Annotated in this window: 14 protein-coding genes and 1 pseudogene; 4 read left to right on the forward strand and 11 right to left on the reverse strand. The window is 66.2% G+C overall.

What is annotated here, in order from left to right:
• The first annotated feature begins 37 nt into the window (after positions 1–37).
• Positions 38–1,039 carry an App1 family protein gene (locus tag BLT81_RS10295; protein WP_040420984.1) on the forward strand — a complete coding sequence of 334 codons (1,002 nt, stop codon included), beginning with the start codon at positions 38–40 and terminating at the stop codon, positions 1,037–1,039.
• Here the strand turns inward: BLT81_RS10295 and BLT81_RS12780 are convergent.
• The 4 genes from BLT81_RS12780 to BLT81_RS10315 all read right to left on the reverse strand — a co-directional run bounded on the left by BLT81_RS12780 (position 1,036) and on the right by BLT81_RS10315 (position 8,054).
• The gene (locus BLT81_RS12780) at positions 1,036–1,911 is read right to left on the reverse strand and encodes a pilin N-terminal domain-containing protein (RefSeq protein WP_155860800.1); all 876 of its coding nucleotides are present in this window, start codon (positions 1,909–1,911) and stop codon (positions 1,036–1,038) included. The genes BLT81_RS10295 and BLT81_RS12780 overlap by 4 nt on opposite strands.
• A complete protein-coding gene (locus BLT81_RS10305; RefSeq protein ID WP_019193665.1) occupies positions 1,898–2,821 on the reverse strand; it encodes a class C sortase in 924 nt (307 codons plus the stop codon). The genes BLT81_RS12780 and BLT81_RS10305 overlap by 14 nt, the downstream gene beginning before the upstream one ends.
• Before the next feature lie 131 nt (positions 2,822–2,952).
• A complete protein-coding gene (locus BLT81_RS10310) occupies positions 2,953–4,515 on the reverse strand; it encodes a SpaH/EbpB family LPXTG-anchored major pilin (protein WP_019193664.1) in 1,563 nt (520 codons plus the stop codon).
• A gap of 158 nt (positions 4,516–4,673) precedes the next feature.
• Positions 4,674–8,054: a DUF6923 family protein gene (locus tag BLT81_RS10315; RefSeq protein ID WP_083337272.1), complete on the reverse strand. Its 3,381-nt coding sequence runs from the start codon at positions 8,052–8,054 to the stop codon at positions 4,674–4,676.
• Positions 8,055–8,843: 789 nt separating this feature from the next.
• Here BLT81_RS10315 and BLT81_RS10320 point away from each other — a divergent pair.
• A pseudogene (locus tag BLT81_RS10320) lies at positions 8,844–9,704 on the forward strand (transposase family protein); the annotation flags it as partial.
• A gap of 14 nt (positions 9,705–9,718) precedes the next feature.
• On the opposite strand, the gene bsaP reads toward BLT81_RS10320, so the two are convergent.
• Together bsaP and bioB are read right to left on the reverse strand one after the other, a co-directional pair.
• Positions 9,719–9,922 carry a biotin synthase auxiliary protein BsaP gene (gene bsaP, locus BLT81_RS10325; protein WP_019193662.1) on the reverse strand — a complete coding sequence of 68 codons (204 nt, stop codon included), beginning with the start codon at positions 9,920–9,922 and terminating at the stop codon, positions 9,719–9,721.
• Between the two features lie 4 nt (positions 9,923–9,926).
• Entirely contained in the window at positions 9,927–10,946 is a 1,020-nt protein-coding gene (gene bioB / locus BLT81_RS10330; RefSeq protein ID WP_019193661.1) for a biotin synthase BioB, read from the reverse strand.
• A 95-nt stretch (positions 10,947–11,041) separates the two neighbouring features.
• On the opposite strand from bioB, the gene BLT81_RS10335 reads away from it, so the two are divergent.
• Positions 11,042–12,367: a M20/M25/M40 family metallo-hydrolase gene (locus BLT81_RS10335; RefSeq protein ID WP_019193660.1), complete on the forward strand. Its 1,326-nt coding sequence runs from the start codon at positions 11,042–11,044 to the stop codon at positions 12,365–12,367.
• 32 nt (positions 12,368–12,399) lie between these two features.
• On the opposite strand, the gene BLT81_RS10340 is transcribed toward BLT81_RS10335, so the two are convergent.
• From BLT81_RS10340 to BLT81_RS10350, 3 genes are all read right to left on the reverse strand, one after another.
• Complete coding sequence (locus BLT81_RS10340) at positions 12,400–13,572, reverse strand: alpha-amylase family protein (protein ID WP_019193659.1); 1,173 nt, start codon at positions 13,570–13,572, stop codon at positions 12,400–12,402.
• A 4-nt stretch (positions 13,573–13,576) separates the two neighbouring features.
• Positions 13,577–15,220 carry a glutaminase gene (locus tag BLT81_RS10345; RefSeq protein ID WP_040420982.1) on the reverse strand — a complete coding sequence of 548 codons (1,644 nt, stop codon included), beginning with the start codon at positions 15,218–15,220 and terminating at the stop codon, positions 13,577–13,579.
• A gap of 531 nt (positions 15,221–15,751) precedes the next feature.
• Positions 15,752–17,173 carry an MFS transporter gene (locus BLT81_RS10350; RefSeq protein WP_019193656.1) on the reverse strand — a complete coding sequence of 474 codons (1,422 nt, stop codon included), beginning with the start codon at positions 17,171–17,173 and terminating at the stop codon, positions 15,752–15,754.
• Positions 17,174–17,529: 356 nt separating this feature from the next.
• On the opposite strand from BLT81_RS10350, the gene BLT81_RS10355 reads away from it, so the two are divergent.
• Positions 17,530–18,222, forward strand: coding sequence for an SPFH domain-containing protein (locus tag BLT81_RS10355; protein WP_019193655.1), 693 nt, complete (start codon positions 17,530–17,532; stop codon positions 18,220–18,222).
• A gap of 4 nt (positions 18,223–18,226) precedes the next feature.
• Here the strand turns inward: BLT81_RS10355 and BLT81_RS10360 are convergent, their stop codons facing one another.
• Together BLT81_RS10360 and BLT81_RS10365 are read right to left on the reverse strand one after the other, a co-directional pair.
• Positions 18,227–19,216 carry a cation efflux transmembrane domain-containing protein gene (locus BLT81_RS10360; RefSeq protein WP_019193654.1) on the reverse strand — a complete coding sequence of 330 codons (990 nt, stop codon included), beginning with the start codon at positions 19,214–19,216 and terminating at the stop codon, positions 18,227–18,229.
• On the reverse strand, positions 19,216–19,677 hold the full coding sequence (locus BLT81_RS10365; protein WP_019193653.1) for a transporter substrate-binding domain-containing protein: 462 nt from the start codon (positions 19,675–19,677) through the stop codon (positions 19,216–19,218). Before BLT81_RS10365 ends, BLT81_RS10360 begins: the two co-directional genes overlap by 1 nt.
• Between the last annotated feature and the right edge of the window lie 72 nt (positions 19,678–19,749).

Raw genomic sequence — 19,749 nt, forward strand, 5'->3', positions numbered from 1 at the left:
CCCCTACCCTACGTGCGCTTTATTAAGGTTGGTGCCCATGGCGATAGCGGATGCGGCACGGTGGGTGGAGGCGCGGGTGCGGCGCGCGGGCGTGCGCGCGAAAGCGCGCAAAGCGTGGATCCCCGCGGCGACCGGCTTTACGGGCTACGGAACCCCAGGGCGGGCCCGCGTGCTGGGCCGCGTGCTCATGGCCGACCCCGCTGCCGACGCCTCGGCTGCCCGCCCGCAGCGCGGCTACCGGCAGTTTTTGACCACCCCCGTGCCCGACATGCCCGTCACGGTGCGCCTGGGCGCGCGCACCGTGCGCACGCGCACCGACGACCAGGGCTACGTGGTCGCCCTCGTCGAAGGCCACGGCCTCGAGCCCGGATGGCACACGGCGCTTCTCGACGCCCCCTTAAGCGCCCACCCCGCCCCCGCCCCCGTGCGCATCATCGCCGACGACGTCACCCACGGCGTCATCTCCGACATCGACGACACGATCATGGTGACGAACCTTCCGCGCGCCCTGCTTGCCGCGTGGAACTCGTGGGTGCTGCGCGCCACCAACCGCCGCCCTGTCGACGGCATGGCACGCTTCCTCCACGCCGCCCACGGCCCCGGCGAGCCGGTGTTCTACGTCTCCACCGGCGCCTGGAACACCTACGGAATGCTGCACGACTTCATGCAGCGCCACGGCTTCCCTGCCGGGCCCATGCTGCTGACGGACTGGGGCCCCACCCCGACGGCCCTGTTCCGCTCCGGGCCGGAGCACAAGCGGGTGCAGCTGCGCAACCTGCTCATCGACTTCCCCGGTATCACCTGGACGCTCGTGGGCGACGACGGCCAGCACGACCCCATGATCTACTCAGGGCTCGTCGCCGAGCACCCCGGGCGCGTGAAGCTGGTGGCGCTGCGCGAGCTCACCGCCCCGCAGCACCTCCTCGCGCACGGCACCGCTACCACCATGGAGCAGCCCGGCGACTACCGCGGGGTCCCCGCCATCTACGGCGCCGACGGCGACGAGCTTCTCGAGCAGCTGCGCCGGGCGGGGGGCTAGTCCGCCGACTGGCCGCCGTTGCGGCGTCGAGCAAGTACTAATCCGAGCGCAATCAGCAGCCCACCGATCAGCGCAATCGAGATCACGCCCGCACCTGTGCTGGCGAGCCGAGGCGTTTCACGCGTCCCATCCTGTCCCGTCCCTGGAATTTCTGGGGTGGACCCGTCCGGCGGGGATCCCGGCGGCACCTCGGGTGTTGTTGTCCCGGGCGTCGACGTGCCAGGCCCCGGCCCTGGTCCCGGCGTTGGTGGAGGTCCCGGCGTCGGCGGTGGGCCCGGAACAGGCGGTGGGCCGGGAGGTGGGGGCTGCGTGGGCGGGGTCGTGGGAGTACCCGGCTCGTAGGTGAGGCCAGACTTTGCGGTGATCTCGACGTCGTAAAGCCACCGCTCGCCGCTCATATCTCCAATGGGAAGTGTGATGAGGAACGGGCCGCCGTAGCGCCACTGATAACCAGCTGTTTCAGGCGGGGTTTCCACCACGTAGTACAGGCCGATCGGCAGGTCGGTGAAGCGTGCGGTGCCGGATGCGTCTGTCGTCGCTGTGAACCTCGGACCCGTGGCTGCTGCACGCGCCTCGTCGAGCGTCATGGTGCAAGCGCGATCCCAACCTTCGCTTGTGGTCAAATCAACACCTTCGACGCGCCGCAGTTCGAAGGTGAAGCCAGCACGGCCACCGTCAGGCAGCGCTCCGGGAGGTGGTTCGTCGTACGGGTTCCGCGGGGCCTTGTAGATGGTGAGATCGACGGAGCGTCCGGCGTCGATCGACTCGATGGCGACGTTGTCAACGTTCCCCGTCACCGTCTTGGCCTCTGCGGCGGGAGACAACACTACGGCACCCGCTAAGATGAGCGCGGCGAGTTTAGTTCTGTTCATCACTCTTCTCCTTCTCCCCGGCGAGCGTGCGCCGGATCCACCACGTCAATCCGACCGCGACCGCGAGCGCCACCGCTAGCACCAGCCACATCCACCACTGCATGGTCCACCCACCTGTGGCGCTCACAATGTCCTCATCTCCTTGATCGAAGGGGACTCGCTCGGCGTGAACGAGGAGGCGGTGGCTGTTGATGCCATACGGGGTGCAGGTAACCAGCGTCAGCAGGTCACGCCCCTCCTGCGCTTTCAGCGAGTCCGTCTCATTCGGCAACACTGTCTCGATGTCATACACTTTGTATTTCAGCTGTTCGCCGAACGTACTGACGTAGACGTCGTCGCCCTCCTTGACATCGATGAGGTTGTCCCACAGTGTCGCGTTGGTAATCCCCGTGTGGCCTGTGATGACGGAGTGCATACCTTCCCCGCCGATCGGCAGGGCACTGCCGAAGAGGTGGCCTAGGCCTTTCTGCAACGTTGATTCGTCCGTTCCGTGGTAGACGGGCAATTTCGAGTTGATCGCCGGGATGGTCACCTGGCTCATCGCAGGGAATCCAGACAGTTGACTGAGGTAGTGCTGGTATTCCCCGTTGTCTTTGCTCACGCGGGCTAGCCACGGGTCGAGAATCGGACCGTCAGTGTGCTCTTCGTTGTACACGCGTGCGTCGACAAGCGAGCGCTGGATGAACTCGGGCTCGTTAGCCTTTTGCTCCTCCATAATGTCGTGGTACTGCTGGGCGACGCCGCGCTGCACGTGGTTGTTCCACTGCGACGCCACGACGGGATACAGCATCACGATTAAGCCAAGAACGACCAAGAGTGCGGGCACCACGATGCGACGTAGCGCGGACTGCTTAACTGCCGCGGTGCGGTGCCTCCCTCCGGCGCGGCCGCTGGGGAATGTGGTGCTCATGCGTACTCCTGGTTGTGTTGGTTGATGTGTTCAGTTGTAGGAAAAGTGCCGGGGTGCCTCCCCGGATGAGGGGGGCCACAGGAGCGTGGCCCCTCGCAACGCGTCAGCCGTGAAAGGCCAAAACGCTACCTTTAGGCCTCAGCGGAGTTTCGGCGAGCGGCATACACACCGCCACCGACGATGCCAGCGCCGAGGAGCAGAAGCAGAGCAACACCCGCGCCACCGGTGGCCGGAAGTGTCGGGGTACCGGTCTGGACGTTAGCAACCTCAATGGTCTTCAGGGGAACGGTCTGCCCCGCCGCGTGGGTCTCGGTGTGCAGCAACTCCACGGCGATCGGCTGGGTCAGCAACTGGAAGCCGGCCGGGGCTTTGGTCTCCACCAGGCAGAAGTTCGGCAGCTTCGCGTCAGCGTTGTTGGCGAAGTCGGTGACGTGCAAACCGTCAATGATGAACTCGCCCTCCGCGTTCGTGACCCACGTGTTGTTGCCACCCACCGTGAGCGGCGTCTCGGTAGCAAGGCCCTCCGTGGTGCAGGCATCAGCCTGGTACAGCTGGAATTCAGCGCCTTGCAGCCTGCGCGATTTGTCACCCTCTGCGTGCTTGATCACCTGCACCCTGGCCAGGTAGGTGACCACCTCATCCTTGGGGGTCTCAAACTCGTGCGTGGCGTCACCCTCCCGGGTGAACCCGGTGGTCTGCGTCTCGTTGACGATCTCACCGTCGCCGTTATCACCGAGCGCCAAGAGCGCCGCGGTGAGGTTCACGACGACAGTGGCACCCGAGTTCGCCGCTAGCAGCGCCCGGCCGGCCTCAGTGAACGCGACCGTCTTCTGCGCCCGGCCGTCCGGGAGGACAGTATCTTCGACTGTGTAGTGAATCCCCTCGACAAGCGCATCATCGCGGCCCTGGATAGTCACCGAACCCACCGTGACATTACCGAGCTCCGTCGTATCGTAACGGTCGTGGATGTGGTACTCACCGAGCGTCTGGCCAGCGGGCACCGCCGGGACGGTCGAACGGATCTGGTAGTTGACCTCATCTCCGACGTTGTCGCCCTTACCGTCGGCTGCATCGACGACGCTCTTTTCGGTCGTCAGCGAGGAGTTCTTGGGGTAGACGACGGGGTCGTAGTTCCACGAGGTACCACCAGCCTCGCCCCGTTGAGTGAAGGGAACGAAGACAATGAAGGCGGGGCCGGACACGATCTGGCCGGGCTGCAGAGTCTGGCCGCCTGCCGTGACGGGGCCGTTGATCGATTCCTGAACCAGGTAGGCGCCAACCGGCAGGTCATCGAACCGCACCTGGCCGTCAGCGCCGGTGTCGCCGGTGCGAGTTACCGTCACGTCCAGGTTTTGTGCAGCTTCTGCCGGGGTCATGGCGGCGAGCTGAGCGAACCCCTCCGGAGTGGTGATGTTGCGGTTGATCTTGGTCGCGGTGAAGGTCACGCCCGCCGCCGGGCTGCCCGACGCATTAGGCTGCTCGACTCCGAGGCCGGGAAGGATCTGCTCGGGGTTCAGGCGCTTGTTGATGGTGATCGAGCCGAGGCGGGCGGGATCGATGTTGGCGGCCGACACGGTCGGCGCTGGGTTGGTGTCCTGCGCGAAAACGACCGGGGCGGTGGCAGCGGCGGTGGACAGAGCGATGCCGGCGGCCGCGCAGGCGGCGACGGTGCGGGACGTTGCGATGAAACGCATGGGAAACTCTCTTTCAAAACGGGAGCGCGGAGTAGCGCTACGGAGGTGGGCCCAAAGGGGAGGGCACGAGGTGCGTGACCTATCGGCATATGTGCACGGTGCGGTCGCGATCTGGGCCCGCTCGGGGCCAGCACGCATGGCTGTGACGCATCATTGTTTTAGCTTTCCTTCCGACGCGCTGTCGCGGCACCTATCAGCACGAGGAGCGCGGAGAGCAGGGCCCAGGGAAGGTACCCATTCCCACCGGTCTTCGGCATATCGCCCTGCCTAAAATCGGCGATGGTGATATACGCGCTGCTTGGCGATGCACCCTCGTGGTCTGGGTCGGTGACGAGGCCAATCGCGTGTAGGCTCTGCGCCACATCAACCCTGGCGTTGCCGTTCTCACCAGTGGTAATGGTGAAAGCGATGGGCTGCGGCAGGAGCGAGTAGCCCAGCGGAGATCGGGTCTCCACAAGGTAGTACTGCGTCCCCTTGCGTAGCCCGGACGCGGAGTAGAAACCGGTGTTTGCGGCGTCCGGCGTGTCCATCACCGCTACGACGCCTCCCTCCGCGTCGCGGACCTCAAAGGCGGCCCCCGCCAGTGGCGTGTTGCGGTTGTCGTTGCCGACCTTTTGGAGCAACAACGTGACCGTTTCATCCCTCACAATTGGGCCGCACGCTCGTCCTTTCACCTCTCCGCCCGGATAGGTCACCTGTGCTTCGTTGAACAATCCCCGGCCCGGCGTGCCAGCCTGGCATTCTGCCGTGGAGAAGTCGGCGGCCGCGGGCGGCGCCGAGTAGCGCAGTGTCACGCGGTACGTATGGGTCGCACCCTTCTCAATCCGCGTATTTTCGACGAGCGGGAACCTGATACTGTTTTGATTCTGCGGTTTGCCAAGGTTGGCCCACCCGCCATCCGGGAAGACAACAATGCCACCTTGGACTTCGACCAATCCCGAGAACCGCGGGGACTCAATGAGACTGTATGTCGTGGCGTTGTTCGGGTCGCGGTTTGTCACCTTGATTTCGTACTGGATGGTCCGGTCCGTGGACCCCGGCACGGGTTGGCTGGAGTCGACCCCGTCGATGACGCCGTCGCCGTTGACGTCTACAACGTTCTTTTCCACGACAACCTCGCACGCCCCGTCAGACGCCGTATTGTTATCGGGCTGAGGGTCGTCCTCGTTGCCGAGCACCGTCGCGGTGTTGGATACGCAGGCATTATTGGACGCGCCGTAGCGTGCCGTCAGGCGAAGCGTAGCTTTCTGGCCGACAGCAAGCGGCCCATGGAGCGCAACGATGGTGTTGCCCACCTGGGATTGAGTCCTCACCCAGCCATCAGTTTCGAACTCCATGCGCACACCCGTATACGTCGACGGGACCTGGTCCGTGACGTTGAAGCCCGAGGACCCGCATGGGCCGTTGTTTGTTACGTTAATTTCCCACGTAGCCACGCCGTTTTCTAGCGCGATCAGGTTCTTTTCAATTGACAGATTCGTATCGTTTACAACCAGTGCGTTCGACGCGGCATCGTTCGACTGCGATGTCGGGGCGGGTGCCTTCGCAATCAGGCGGGCCTTAAAACTATTGGGCTGAGAGTCGTAGATCTCAATCTGGTACGACTCTTGCCGACCATTCAACCCAAACCCTAGGTTTCCGTTCGGGAAGGTCCACGCGGTGCCGTAGATGCCTGTCGGCATGGTGTTGCCCAATGGATCTCTGATCCCGCTCATACTAAACGTGGTCAGGTCGCCGTCGGAGATCCGCGTGCGCTCGATGATGTTCGTGCCGTTGCGGATGCCGTAAATGTAGCCGTCAGAACCGTCGCCGAAAAAGGCATAGTCATTCGCGCGCATGTCGGCGGCGCTGTTGCGATTGGCCCACCACTGCGCGCTGGGGCGCGACAGATCCAGCGTGTAGCGGTCCTTCGTGCCTGAGTCGGAGGAGTTGGAAAAGATGTAGGTGCCGTCCGCCATGATCACGCCGGAGGTAATGCCTCCCCACAGGTCGTTGGGCCAGGTGCCCGGAGTCTGCTGCTGGATACCTTCAATAAAACCGAGGTCTCTCACCGCGCCGTTCACCGGGGAGATGCGGAGGAGGTGGCCAGCTGGGTAGCGCGGGTCCTCGTCGTAGGTGTTGCCCTGCCCGGGCGTAGAGCGAGGGGTCTGGATGCGCCCCTGGCTAATGGCGTAGAGGTACCCGTCGAGCGGGTTGTAGGCCAACGCGTTGTACACCCAATTGGTTACCGGGCCGACGGTTTCGTACCGCGTGCTGCCGTACGTCTGGCGGTACAGCTGGGTTGTATTTCGCGTGTTGAATGTGTTGCCTTGGTCCTGGTGCGCCGAGACGCCCACCCATACGGTGCCGCCGCCCGACGGGCTGCACCGCTGCCCAAAAGCTGGATCCGGGCCGCCATCGGGGATCGGCGCGGAGTGCGCAGTTCCGTCGACCGTCAAACTCGCCTGCGCCGCGTTTGCGGTCGGTGCGCCGCCACCGGAGTTTTGCCACCTGAATTGGAGCCTCGCCGGTGTGTGTGCCGGCACCGGGATCTCTATCGGGTTGTCGTTGGTGTTAAAGAAGGAAACGTTGATTCCGTAGGGGCTTTGCTGTCGGCCGCCGGTCAGGTTCACGGTCACCTCAACCCACACTGGGCCCAGGTTGGCCACGTTGACAAGGTATTGGTAGCCCGCGCGCGTCCCGGAGTACGAGACGGCGACGCTGCGAGTGGCGTCGTTCGTATCCAAAATGCCGTCTATCACCACCCGGAAATAGTCATCGTTCGTCGGAATAATCCCCTTGTTCTGTCCCGCAGGGAAGCGGTAGGAGATCCCGCGAATATCGGCCCCGTTATTTCCGCCCAGCGCGAAATTTTCAGTCCATTCCCTGTTCCCAGACCGTCCTGTCGTGAGCGTGTGCGTGGACGACGCCATGGGACCCGGGTTGTTCGCCCACGGGGACGTATACGTGGGAGTAGCTGCGAATTGCGTCAACTGAGTACCCTGCGGAATCAACGACACAGGCAGACCGGAGCGGATCAGGGCGGCCAGCATCTCGTCCGCAACTGCCGCAGCATCAGCCACCTCCGCCTCTGCGGCGTTGGCCGCGGGATCCTCCGCCGAGCGCGAAGGCTCTGCTCGTTCTTCAGCGGGAGCGGGGGTCTCAGCTGCATCCACGTAGTGGCCGTATACGTCGTAGCTGTAGCGGGAGGCGCCTTCAGCGCTGTCGTCTGTGAAGCTGACCTCCACCTTGTCGCCGTCCCGCAGCGCTAGCGCTGCGCCACCGCCGGCGGGGGCCATGAGGTCAATGGTCAGGGTCTGGCCGCCGTCAAAGCAGGTACGGCACTCGCGGACTCCGTCGCCGGACGAGTCGCCATTACGCACTACTTTCCATGTTCCGTCAAAGTTAGCGGGGAGCGGGGACGAGACCGTGATGCCGGTGACCACGAGCGCCTTTCCAGGCTGAGCATCGAGCGCGGTGAAGGCGACGCGATTCTTGGCAGTACCGAGCACCCGCCGCTTGGTCGAGTCTTTGTAATCGACGCCGACGGTGAGCTTCACGCCCGAGGGTACGCTCGCGCTCGGGGCTGGGGTACTCGGCTGGTACGGCAGGTTCGGAGCTGTGGCTGCGGGGGCTGTCGCCTCCGGCCTCACCTGGTCAGGCGTATCCGCGGGGGTGGGGTCGACCTGTTCGACGGCCGCGGTTGGCTCGCCCGAATTCAGCTCTGGACCCCGGTCTGAAACCGAGAGTGGAGTGTCTGCGTAGGCCGGAACGGCCACAGGCGCGGCGAGGACCGCGGCGACGAGCAGGAGCGCCCTCCAAGCCCGCCCGTGGGGCCGGTCGGTGCTGCGCGGGTCACGAACGCGGGTACGCAAAGCAGAAGCCTTTCCTCACCCTGGCATTTCGCTCCGAAAATACTTCGAACGGGCCATGAGTATCAGAGCATGGTCGGACGAACAGTCGGGTGAACGGCAGGTGAAACGATGGAGTCGAGAAACGATGGCAGCCCCTCATGGTGCTATAGGCTGTACCTATGTTGACCTGACAACCAGCAGGGCTACGCTCAAGTTACCTGACAGGCTTCACAAAGGAAATCGGAAGCACAAAATGTTGAACATGTGCCTACCTTGAACGCTTCCCCCTCGACCGCCGAACATTATCCTCGCAGTTCACCGCATATATGGTCGTTCCTTTATATTCCACCCCCGGTACCCCCGCCCCTCCCCCCGTAGGCGCTCCCTCTCAGCGCTTTTTGCTAGTGGGGCTTCCTCGGGAGGTTGTGAACGAAAAGGGGGGAGCCTCCGGTAGAGGTGTAGGTATCCAGACGAACACCGGTCGCGAGGGCTTCCATGACGCACCGTCACGCACCTTTGCCCCCGGACGACAAAGTAAGGATGCTAGAGCTGGTCATCACCCACGGATGGACGCAGCGCCGAGCCGCCGAACGCTTCCAAGTCTGCTCAGCTACCGTCAACAGGGGGGTGAGCCGGGCCCGCCGCGGCGACGTGCTCACCGACCGCTCCAGCCGGCCCCGCAGCCGTGCGCGCCAGCTGCCGGTGCGCACTCTGCGCCGCATCATCACACCGCGATTGACCCCCGTGGGGCCTGCACCGCATCGGTTACTATCTCGGTGTCGCACGCTACACCACGCCGAAACGAGCCTGCGTCGACCGGGCCACAGGCCTGCCGGTGCGCACAGCACCACCAGTACGCTACGAGCACAGCCAACCCGGCGGACATGATCCATGCAGACAGCAAAAAGCTAGGTCGCATCCCCGACGGCGGGGCTGGCGCGTGCACGGGCGAGGCTTCGCACAGGATCGCCGGGCGGGTCGCCAGCGCAGCAAAGCGCATCGTTGCGGTGCGCCCGCCGGACGCGGGTACTCCTATCTGCATCACGCCGTGGATAACTACTCACGGATGGTGTCCTCGGAGATCCTTTCTGACGAGAAGCAGATACCGCGGCCGGGTTTATGCGGTATGCCTGTGCGTTCTTTTCCGCCTACGGTGTCGAGGTCACACGGGTGATGACCGGCAGCGGTGCCTGCTACCGTTCCAAAGCGTCCGACGCTTCCCTGGGTGCGGTTAAGCATGTTGACACCAAGCCGTACCGGCCGCAGACGTATACGGAATTCATCCACGACTACAACTACCATCGAGCCCACACCGCCACCGGTGGCCTCACCCCCGCACAACCCGTTCACAACGTCACGGGAAAGTGCACCTACCGCTCGAGCCACTCCGAACGAAACAGGCCGTGCCGCGAGCAGGCGGCCTCCCAGCCGAAGGGGTTGATTTTGACCACCATGCGCCGCTGGCAGAGCGGGCAGATGCGCGGGGCGTCGTAGGGGCGGTCGTCGCGCACGGCGAAGCTCACCGAGCCGGACAAGATGGCGTCGGCAAGCTCAGTGCTGTTTGGGATCTTCACGGCCTTAGAGGGCCTTGATCGTCTCTTCGATGGGGGTGATCCCCAGGTTGCGGCGCGGGGCGATCTTGTCCACCAGGGCGCGGTCACGCTCGATCGGGCGGCCCAGGGTGGTCAGGTAGTTGCCGCCGATGATGGCGTTAGCGCCGCCGAGGAGGCCGGCTTCGGTTCCGTCGTCGCCAAGCGCGAGCTCCGTGCCGCCCGCGAACCGCAGCTGCGCAGTGGGCATGGCCAGGCGGAACGCGGCGACCGCGCGCAGCGCCTCGCCCTGCGGGACGAGCGGGCGATCGGCGAACGGGGTGCCCGGGCGCGGGTCGAGGAAGTTCATGGGCACCTCGTGCGGCTCCACCGCGGCAAGCTGCGTGGCAAACTCCGCGCGCTGCTCCAGGGTCTCGCCGAGGCCGATGATGCCGCCGCAGCAGGTCTCCATGCCCTCGGCGCGAACGAACTCAAGGGTGTTCTTGCGGTCCTGCCACGTGTGGGTGGTGACCACGTTGGGGAAGAAGGACCGGGCCGTTTCAAAGTTGTGGTTGTAGCGACTCACGCCCATCGCGCGCAGCTGGGCCGCCTGCTCGCGGGTGAGGATGCCCAAGGAGGCCGAGATGGAGATATCGACCTCGGCGGTGATCGCGGTGATGGCCTCGCGCACCTGGTCCAGGAGGTTCTGGGTGGGGCCTTTCACGGCGGCGACGATGCAGAACTCGCTGGCGCCCATCTTTTCGGACTGCTTCGCGGCCTCGACCAGCTCGGCGATGTTCAGCGTCACCGAGCGCACGGGCGACTCGAACAGGCCGGACTGGGAGCAGAAGTGGCAGTCCTCGGGGCAGCCGCCGGTCTTGAGCGAGATGATTCCCTCCAGGCTCACCTCCACGCCGCAGTGGCGGATGCGGACCTGGTGCGCGAGGTCGAGCAGGTCCTGCAGGTGCTCGTCGGGGATGGTGAGGACCTCCAGCAGCTCAGCCTCCGAGAGGCCTTCGCCGCCCTCGAGGACTTTGGTGCGGGCGATGTCGAGGATAGGTGCAGACATGTGTTGAACTCCGTTCAGTCGAGGTGGCAACACTATACCCCACCGCCTGAACGGCGTTCAGGAGCACTCGACGCGGCGCGCGGTACGGTCGAGGCATGGCCACTTCACTCACAGACTCCTCGCTCGCGCTCCTCAGAGAGCTCATCGCCAACGCCTGCGTCAACGACCTCACCGCCGACTCCGGCAACGAGGTGCGCAACGCGGACACCCTCGAGCGCTTCTTCGCCGGCGCCGACGTGACAGTCCAGCGCTTCGAGCCGCACCCGGGGCGCGTCTCCATCGCCTTTACCGTCGAGGGCAGCGACCCAGACGCGGAGCCTCTGACCCTGCTCGGCCACACCGACGTCGTCCCCGTCGACGAAGATAAATGGACGAAAGAACCCTTCGCCGCCGAGGAGATCGACGGACGCATTTACGGCCGCGGCGCCACCGACATGCTCTACATCACCGCGGCCATGGCGGCGGTGACCAGGGAGGTCGCCCTCGGCGACACGCCCCCGCGCGGCACGCTAACGTTCGTCGGCTGCGCAGACGAGGAGGCCCGCGGCGGGCTCGGCGCCGGCTGGCTGGCCGAGAACGCGCCCGACGCGTTTAGCTGGAAAAACTGCCTGTCCGAGGAGGGCGGCTCCCACCTGCCCGTCGCCGACGACTCAGACGCCATCGTCGTGGTCGTCGGCGAAAAGGGCGCGGCGCAGCGCCGCCTCACCGTGCGCGGCGACGCCGGCCACGGCTCCGCGCCCTACGGCCGCGAATCCGCGGTGGCGCTCATCGCTGAGGTCGCCCGGCGCATCGCCGCCATCGAACCCGAGGTGCGCTCCGACGAGCTGTGGGAAAACTACGTGCGGGCCTTCCGCTTCGACCCCGACACCGAGCGCGAGCTGCTCAACGGGCGCAACTACGCGGCGCTCGGCGCGCTCGCGCGGAACTCGCACGCGATGAGCCACCTCACCATCGCGCCGACCGTCCTACGCGCCGGATCTGCCATCAACGTGCTGCCCTCCACCGCCTTCCTCGAGCTAGACATCCGCCCCCTGCCAGGCCACACGCAAGACGACATCGACGCCCTTCTGCGCGACGCCCTCGGGGACCTCGCGGACAGGGTCGAGATCACCCACCTCATCACCGAGGACGCCACCGTCTCTCCCGCCGAAGGCCCGCTCTACGAGGCGCTCGTGGACACCATCGGAGAGTTCTTCCCCAACGTTCCCGTCGTGCCTATCCTCTCCGCGGGAGGATCCGACCTGCGCTTCGGCCGCCGCAAGGGCGGGGTAGGCTACGGCTTTGCCCTGCACCAGCCCTCGAGCACCCTGGGCTCCGTGCTCGACCAGCTCCACGGCCACGACGAGTACGTCGAGGTCCGCGACGTCGAGCTGACCACCCTGGCGTACCGCTCGGTTGTGCGCCGCTTCCTCGGGGTGTAAACGGCCGGGGCGTAAACGGCCGGGGCACAGCCTTAACCGGCCGCCCAGCTGTAGATCACCTCGCCGCCCTCGCTGACCTCGAGGGACGGGCGGGGCGCCAGCTCGGCGCGGACGCGCACCTCGTGCTCGGCGTCGAAGGTGCGAAACGCAATCGTCTCGTTCGTCTTCTCCAGCACCTCGACGCTGGCGTGGGTGATCCACGGGTGGCGGCGGCGCAATCCGATGAGCGCCTGGTGCTGCTCGAGGACCCAGCCGCCCAGCGGCGAAAGCTCGGCCGGGGTGGCGGGCAGCGCGGGGCGCACCGCGTCGTCCGCCGCGAAGCCCTCGGCGCGCACACCCGTGAAGGCCTGCTCGTCGCCGTAGTAGATGCTGGGCATTCCCGGCAGAACCATCACCAGCGCGACGGCGAGAACCGCGCCGTCAGGGCCGACGGTGCTGGCGATGCGGTCCACGTCGTGGTTGCCCACGAACGTGTTGGGCAGCACCGTCTCGCACACCACGCGGTGGCGCCCGAGGGCGTGGTCGAGCTCCCAGAAGTTGACGTCCTTGATGGAGGACCACAGCGCTTTCCACAGCTCGTACTGCGTCACCGAGTCCAGCGAGGCCTGCTCGGCGATCTCGGCGTAGTCGCCGTGGATGACCTCGCCGAGAAACAGCGCGTCGGGGAACTCCGCGCGCACGCGCCCGAGCACCTCTCGCCAGAACTCCGGGGGCACCGCGTAGGCCACGTCGAGGCGCCAGCCGGCGATGCCGCGGCGCAGCCAGTAGACCATGACGTCGGCGACGAGGTCGACCACGCGCGGGTCGTCGTGGTGCAGGGCGGCCAGCTCCTCGTGGCCTTCCCACGACGCGCGCCCCGCCAGGCCCTGCTCCACCGCCGGGTGGGTGCGGGCAACGTGGTTGAACACGCCGTCGAGCATGACGTTGATGCCGCGTTCGCGGCACGCGCCAATGAGCCACTCAAAATCGGCGTCGTCGCCCAGGCGCGGATCGATGGCGTAATGGTCGAGGGTGTCGTAGCCGTGGCCGACGGATTCGAAGATCGGCCCGAGCAACAGCCCGTTGCAGCCGAGGTCGATGAGGTAGTCCAGCCAGGGCTCGAGGGCGCGCAGTCGGTGGCCGGAGTCGCCGCCCGCGCGTTCGCGCACCGGGGCGCCGGTCGCGCCGAGCGGGTAGACGTGCCACCAGATCGTCTGCTCGATCATGTTCTTATTCCTCTTCCGAGCGCTTCTTCAGCTCGTCCATGCGCTTGCGCCAGCCGTCGGCCATCTGCTCGTAGCGCTCGTCGTGGGGCAGCATCCCGCGGTGGGTGAGCGTGACGCGGGTCTCGTCGCCCTTTCCTTCCTCGAGCTCGAAGATGATGTCGGTGCCGCTCCACGAAGTCTCGTCCGCGCTCTCCTCGCCGGGTTCGGCATGCCACACCAGGCGGTCGCCATCGGCGGCCTCCTCGACGGTGAACCGGGCGTGCTGCTCCTGCTCGTCGAGCTCGAAGGCGTTGCCCGGCTCGCTCGCGCTGCCGCTGATCTGGGCGTTGTCCCACCATTCCTTCGGGTTGGAGATCGCCCGGTAGACCCTCTCGCGCGGGGCCGGAACCTCGAAGGAGGTGGAGAAGTCCTCGATGGCCTCGACGGAGGTGCCGTCCGAAAACTCGTAGTCCGTCATCGCGCCGTCAGGGTCGTAGATCTTCACCTCGCAGCCGGCGTCACGGAACTCGCGGAAGCCCTCCTTGATCAGCATCCGCCCCGCCTTGTTAAAGCTGGTCACGTGCGAGACGTCAAGCACCAGGTACTCCGTCTGCAGATCCATCTCCGTCAGGTCATGGACGATCTTCTCCGCCGCGGTGAAATTGATCATGCCCTGCAGCTCCACCACGGTGCGCTCGCGGGAGCGGTCAACGGACTTGATCCCCGGCGCGGCGTAGTAGTCGGAGGACATGAGGTTGAGCCCCAGCGTCTTGGACAGCTGGCGGAAAATTTCCACCCCGCGCACGGAGTTGCCTTCCTTGTTCAGCCGCGGGCTAAGCGACGCTATCCCAAGCTGCCCCGGCATCGTGCCGATCAATCCCCCGGCGACGCCCGACTTCGCCGGGATACCCACGTTGACCATCCAACGCCCCGAGCCGTCGTACATGCCGCACGACGTCATGACCGCCTGGGTCACGCGGCACGCCTGCGCCGACAAGACACGCTCGCCCGTCACCGGCTGCACGCCGCCGTTGGCCAAGGTCGCCGCCATGACCGCGAGGTCCTTGACCGTCACCATCACCGCGCACTGCTGCGTGTAGCTGTTGACGGCGTCATGCGCTTCGTCGGAAAGCATGCCGAACTCGCGCAGCAAGAAGGCAATGGCCAGGTTACGGTACGCCGTGCCCAGCTCGTGGTCGACGAGCTGATCGTCGATGCGGAGCTCGCGCCCGGCAAGGCGGGACAGGAAGACACGGATCTTTTCCACCCGCTCCTCCACGCTCGAGTCGGAGCCGTTGATGAGTTGGTTCACGGTGATCGCGCCGGCATTGATCATCGGATTGGACGGCTTGCGCGTCTCCTCATCCAGCGAGAGCTCGTTGAACGCCTCGCCGGAGGGCTCGACGCCGACGCTATCGTGCACCGTCTCCGGGCCGAGCTCCTCAAGCGCGAGGGCGTAGACGAAGGGCTTGGAGATGGACTGGATGGAAAACTCGTAGTCGTCGTCGCCGACCGAGTACAGGTGCCCGGTGGCGGTACACACGGCAAGGCCCAGCTTGTCGGGGTCCGCGCTCTTCAGGTCCTCGATGTGATCCGCTACCTCACCAGCATCGTCGTCGCGGACGTTGTCGAGGATACGGTTCAAGTACTCGGGCACAGGTGTGGTCATGCAGGCCAGTGTAATGGCGCGGCGCGGCGCGGGTCGCGGGCACGTTCTCGCAGTTCAAAAGCTTTTTACCCCCTTACGGGGGGAGCACGGCCTAGGTCACTTCTCTGTGAAAATCCGCGGCCCGCCGATCGCGGCCCTCGCAACGGCGCCACAATGGTCTCTTCGCGTACCTGCAGAAACACATAACGTGATACTTATTTCGCGTTACATATTCCATTAACCTTTTAGTCTTTTTTACGAAACTTTTCGTTCCGCTACTCTTACGTAGCAGCAAGGCTCTGCCCGCCCCTTTAGTGTCAGAGGTGCAAGAACGATCACCGACCCACTGAAAGGACACGATCATGTTCGAGATCATCATCGACTCCGTCTCCCAGCTCTTCGCCGCCCTGGTCAACGTCGTGAAGGTTCCGCTCGGCCTCGGCGAGCAGCTCTCCTCCACGCTGTCGTCCCGCAAGTAATGGCGCAGGAGAAAGGGCCGCTTCCCTCCCTCGGGAAGCGGCCCTTTCTTGTCTCTTTTTCTCACCCCCGCCGCTACGGGCTCGGCCGTATCTCGCCCGACTTCGGGTTGTCCCGGAAGCACCACCACGTCACCACCGCGAACACCGCCGCCGCTCCCGCAAGCAACAGCAGGATGGAGTTGTAGGCCGACACGTAGGCCGCGTCGAAGCTCGCCCGCTCAAGGTTGCGCGCGAGCCACAGCGGCAACAGCGACCCCGTCACGGATACGGTAAGCAGAGTGCCAAACTCGTAGGACACCTCCTCCACCCCGGCCGCCATACCCGAGCGCGACATCGGCGCCGCCCCGATGATGGCCACGGAGGCCACCGACATGATCGAGCCGGCGCTCCACCCCAGAACCGCCAGCGCAACCAGGAAACCCACGAGGTGATCGGCCCGCGAGGCCCACGTGGCCAGGCCGAGGCCCACCACCGCGGCCGCGAAACCCCCCGCGACCAGCGGCAAAAAGCCCACGCGGTGCAGGTTCGCCCCGCCTAGGATCGAGGCGGGCAGCGCAGCCGCGGCGACCGCAAGGAGCACGGCGCCGGCTTGGAGGGGCGTGAAGCCGTCGACAAGCTGCAGCCTCTGCGTCGTCTGCAGCTCCGCGCCCGCCATGACCACCATGGCCCCCGCCGCCGCGACGACGCCGCCCGTAAACAGGCGCGAGCGGAAAATATCGAAGGTGAGCAGCGGGTCGTCGAGCCGCGCTTGGCGACGCCCAAACAGCGCCCCGCCCACCACAGCCGCCGCCACCACCGCGACGAGCAGGGCAGCCGAGCGCTCCGGGTTCGCCGCCTCCTTGATCGCCGCCGTCGCCCCCGACAGCGCCACCAACGCATAGAGCGAGGACACCACGTCCCAGTGCTTGCTCGGGTGCGGCACGTTCTCGGGGGCGAGCAGGAGGGTGAGCAGCAGCGCGACGACCGCGACGGGCACGTTGATGAGGAAGACAGAGCCCCACCAGAACGCCTCCAAAAGTGCGCCGCCGACGAGCGGACCCACCCCCGCTCCGACGACCGCGACCGAGCCCCAGATGCCGATGGCGGTGTTGCGCTCCTGCTCGTCCGGGAACGTCAGGCGGATCAGGGCCAGCGTCGCCGGCATCATGGTCGCCGCGCCGACCCCGAGCAGCGCCCGCGCGCCGATGAGCGCCAGCGGCGACGGCGAGTACGCCGCCGCCAGCGAGGCCACCCCGAAAATCACCAGCCCGATGACGAACATGAGGCGGTGGCCGATCTTGTCGCCCAGCGTGCCGGTGCCCAGCAACAGGCCCGAGAGCACGAGCGGGTAGGCGTTGATGATCCACAGCGCCTCGGTGGTCGAGGTCTCCAGCTGCGCCTCGAGCGTGGGCAGCGCGGTGTAGAGGATGGAGTTGTCCAGGCCGATCATGAACAGGCCCAGAGAAATGACAGCGAAAAAGCCCCAGCGCTGGGTGGGCGTCGACAAGTTGCTCATTCTCAAAATTCACCAAGAGGTACGTGGCAATGCCCCCTTACCATAGTCCCCGGCGCTATGCTGGGCGAAGCGTCGGACTGGGTGTTATGGAGCGTCCTCTTTTTCATTGGGGCGTTTTCCGGATAATGGACCACCGGCGCACGGCACGGGCCCTGCGCCCAAGGAGGTTCGAGTCCTCTTTGACCCATCTCTCTCCGCGCCGCCCGGGACTCCGCGTTCCTGGGGCCTGCGGCCTGGCACCGAATCACGTCTGCGGGCGTGACAACGCGCCAGTGCCCCGCCCCGGGAACGCCCCGCGCGGCGCGGACCATACACACCTCACGACACACTCACGACACGAAGGCACGGTGGTGGCAATGTTTTCCGGTCTTTTCACCCGCCAATACGACCTCGAGGCCTGGCAGCCCTCCTTCCCGCGTAGCCCCGTCCCCCGGCCAGGCCACATCGTGCTGCGCTCCCGGAACGGGGAGGTCACCGCGTTGCGACGCCCGGGCCTCGCCCGCCCCTCCGACCTGTTCCAGCAGGTGGACCAGCGCCGCCGCCAGCTCTCCTTCGCCCCGCAGCGCATCCCCACCGCCGAGGGGCTCGACGTGACGCTCACCTTCGTGCTCACGGTGCGCGTTGCCGACGCCGTGCGCTACGTCAGCGCCTCGGCCGACCCGGCCAGCGAGGTGTACCTGGCGGCGCAGATCGCGCTGCGCGAGCTGATCTCCACCACCCAGCTTCCCGAGCTCATCGGCACCCGCATCGACCTCTCCCCCGTCGCCTCCGCCGCCGCCACGGCGGGCCTGGACGTCGGCCTCGCGGTGGAGGACGAAGTCCACCTCAAGGACCTCTCGCTGCCGTACGCCGTCTCCGAAGCGCTGAGCCAGGCCGAGGTGGACAAGCTCACCGCCGCCGCCGACCTCGAGCGCGCCCGCACCGAAGTCAAGATCACCCGCGCGCGCTTGGGCACGGCGAAGGTCCTCGAGCAGAACCCGCTGCTGGCCAAGATCCGGCTCTTGGAAGCCCTGCCGCCCGGCACGACGCTCGAGGTGCGCGACTCCTAGCCGGCTACCTGTCCTCCTCTTTTAGGTACACGGGGATCGTACGCACGGCTGCGACCACCACGTCGTGCACCTTGAAATCCACGGCGTGGAGCGATTCCCGCAGCTCGCGCAGTTGCGCGACCGACGGGTCCTGCCCCTCGTGCGGGACGGCGAAAAGCTCGACGTGGAACACGTGGCCCTCGTCGCGCACGCGCGCGGCCGCCGTGTCCACCCAGTCCGCCCCGCGCGCGGTCTGTTCGATGCGCTCAATCAGCGGGTGCGGGGCGCCGTCCAAGTCGGTCGCGCGGGCGTCCGTGAGGTCAAGCATGGCGGTGCGCAGGTTAAGCACCCCGTCCCGCACGATGGAAACGGCCACGATGGACGCGGCAACCGCGTCCATCCACCACAGGCCCACACCGATTCCCAGCACGCCAACGATGGTGGACGCCGAGGTCATCCAGTTCGCCTTGTTCATGTCGGCGTCGGCGTAGAGAACCTTGTCGTGCAGCGGCTCCGCCAGCTTCAGCTTCATCCGGCCGAGGATCACCGGCGGGATCCCCGTGACCACGAGGACCGCGACCATGAGCCACCCCAGCCACACGCTGTGGCCGAACAACACCACGGTGCCAATCGGCGGCTTTTCCCGCCCGATCAGCCCCGTCACCGCCCCGTAGAGCAGCAGAAGGCCCATGGCCAGCAGCGCCGCCCCGGCGACGACGTGGCCCACCTCGATGGCGCGGTGGTGGCCGTACGGGTTCTTGGCGTCGGGGCGCTTCTTGATCACCCGCGTGCCCACGAGGAACGCGAGGGGAGGAAGGAATGACAACAGGTCCTCGAACCAGGCGGTTTTCATGGCCTGCGACTGCCCGGTGACAAGGCCGACCGCCGTCACGGTCACCGCGAGGACAAGCAGACTGATGAGGTTAAGGCGCACGGCCTTGCGCAGCACCTCGCCGACCTCGGCCGGGAGCACCTCGACGCCCGAGCCCGTGCTCGCCTCGTTGACGGTGCCCATCAGATCTCCCCCGCCTCGCGCGCCAGGTAGCGCTCCAGGGCGACCAAGAGCTTGTTTTCGCCCATCGGCACCGCCATGACCATCTTCTCTTTCTCCCCCGCCGCGCTCTCCACGGTGGTGTACGGCCTGGTCAGCGCGACCGTGTCCGACCACGGCGAGGACGCGGTCAGCCCGCCGATCATCACGTCGGCCTCGCCCTTATCCACCCAGTCGGCGAGCACGCTTTCGGGGCCCACCTTCCACTCCACGTCCGCGCCGATGGAGTCCGCGAAGCCGCGCACCAAATCAGCCTCGACGCCCGTGACCTCCCCCGTGCCGTCGTCCACGACGGCCCAGGGGTGGTGCTCGGAGACGCCGACCACGAGGGTGGCGCCGCGGGCGCGGTCATAGGTTCCCTCGGAGTCGGCGGGGATCGACCCGCAGGCGCCGAGAAGCGAGGCGCCGAGGGCGAGCGCCGCCATCCGTAGTGTTCTTCGCACCGCGTTGACCTCCAGTTTTCCCGTGCCCGGCAGGCAGCTTCCGCCGCCCGACAC

The sequence above is a fragment of the Corynebacterium timonense genome, from assembly GCF_900105305.1.
GTDB lineage: Bacteria > Actinomycetota > Actinomycetes > Mycobacteriales > Mycobacteriaceae > Corynebacterium > Corynebacterium timonense.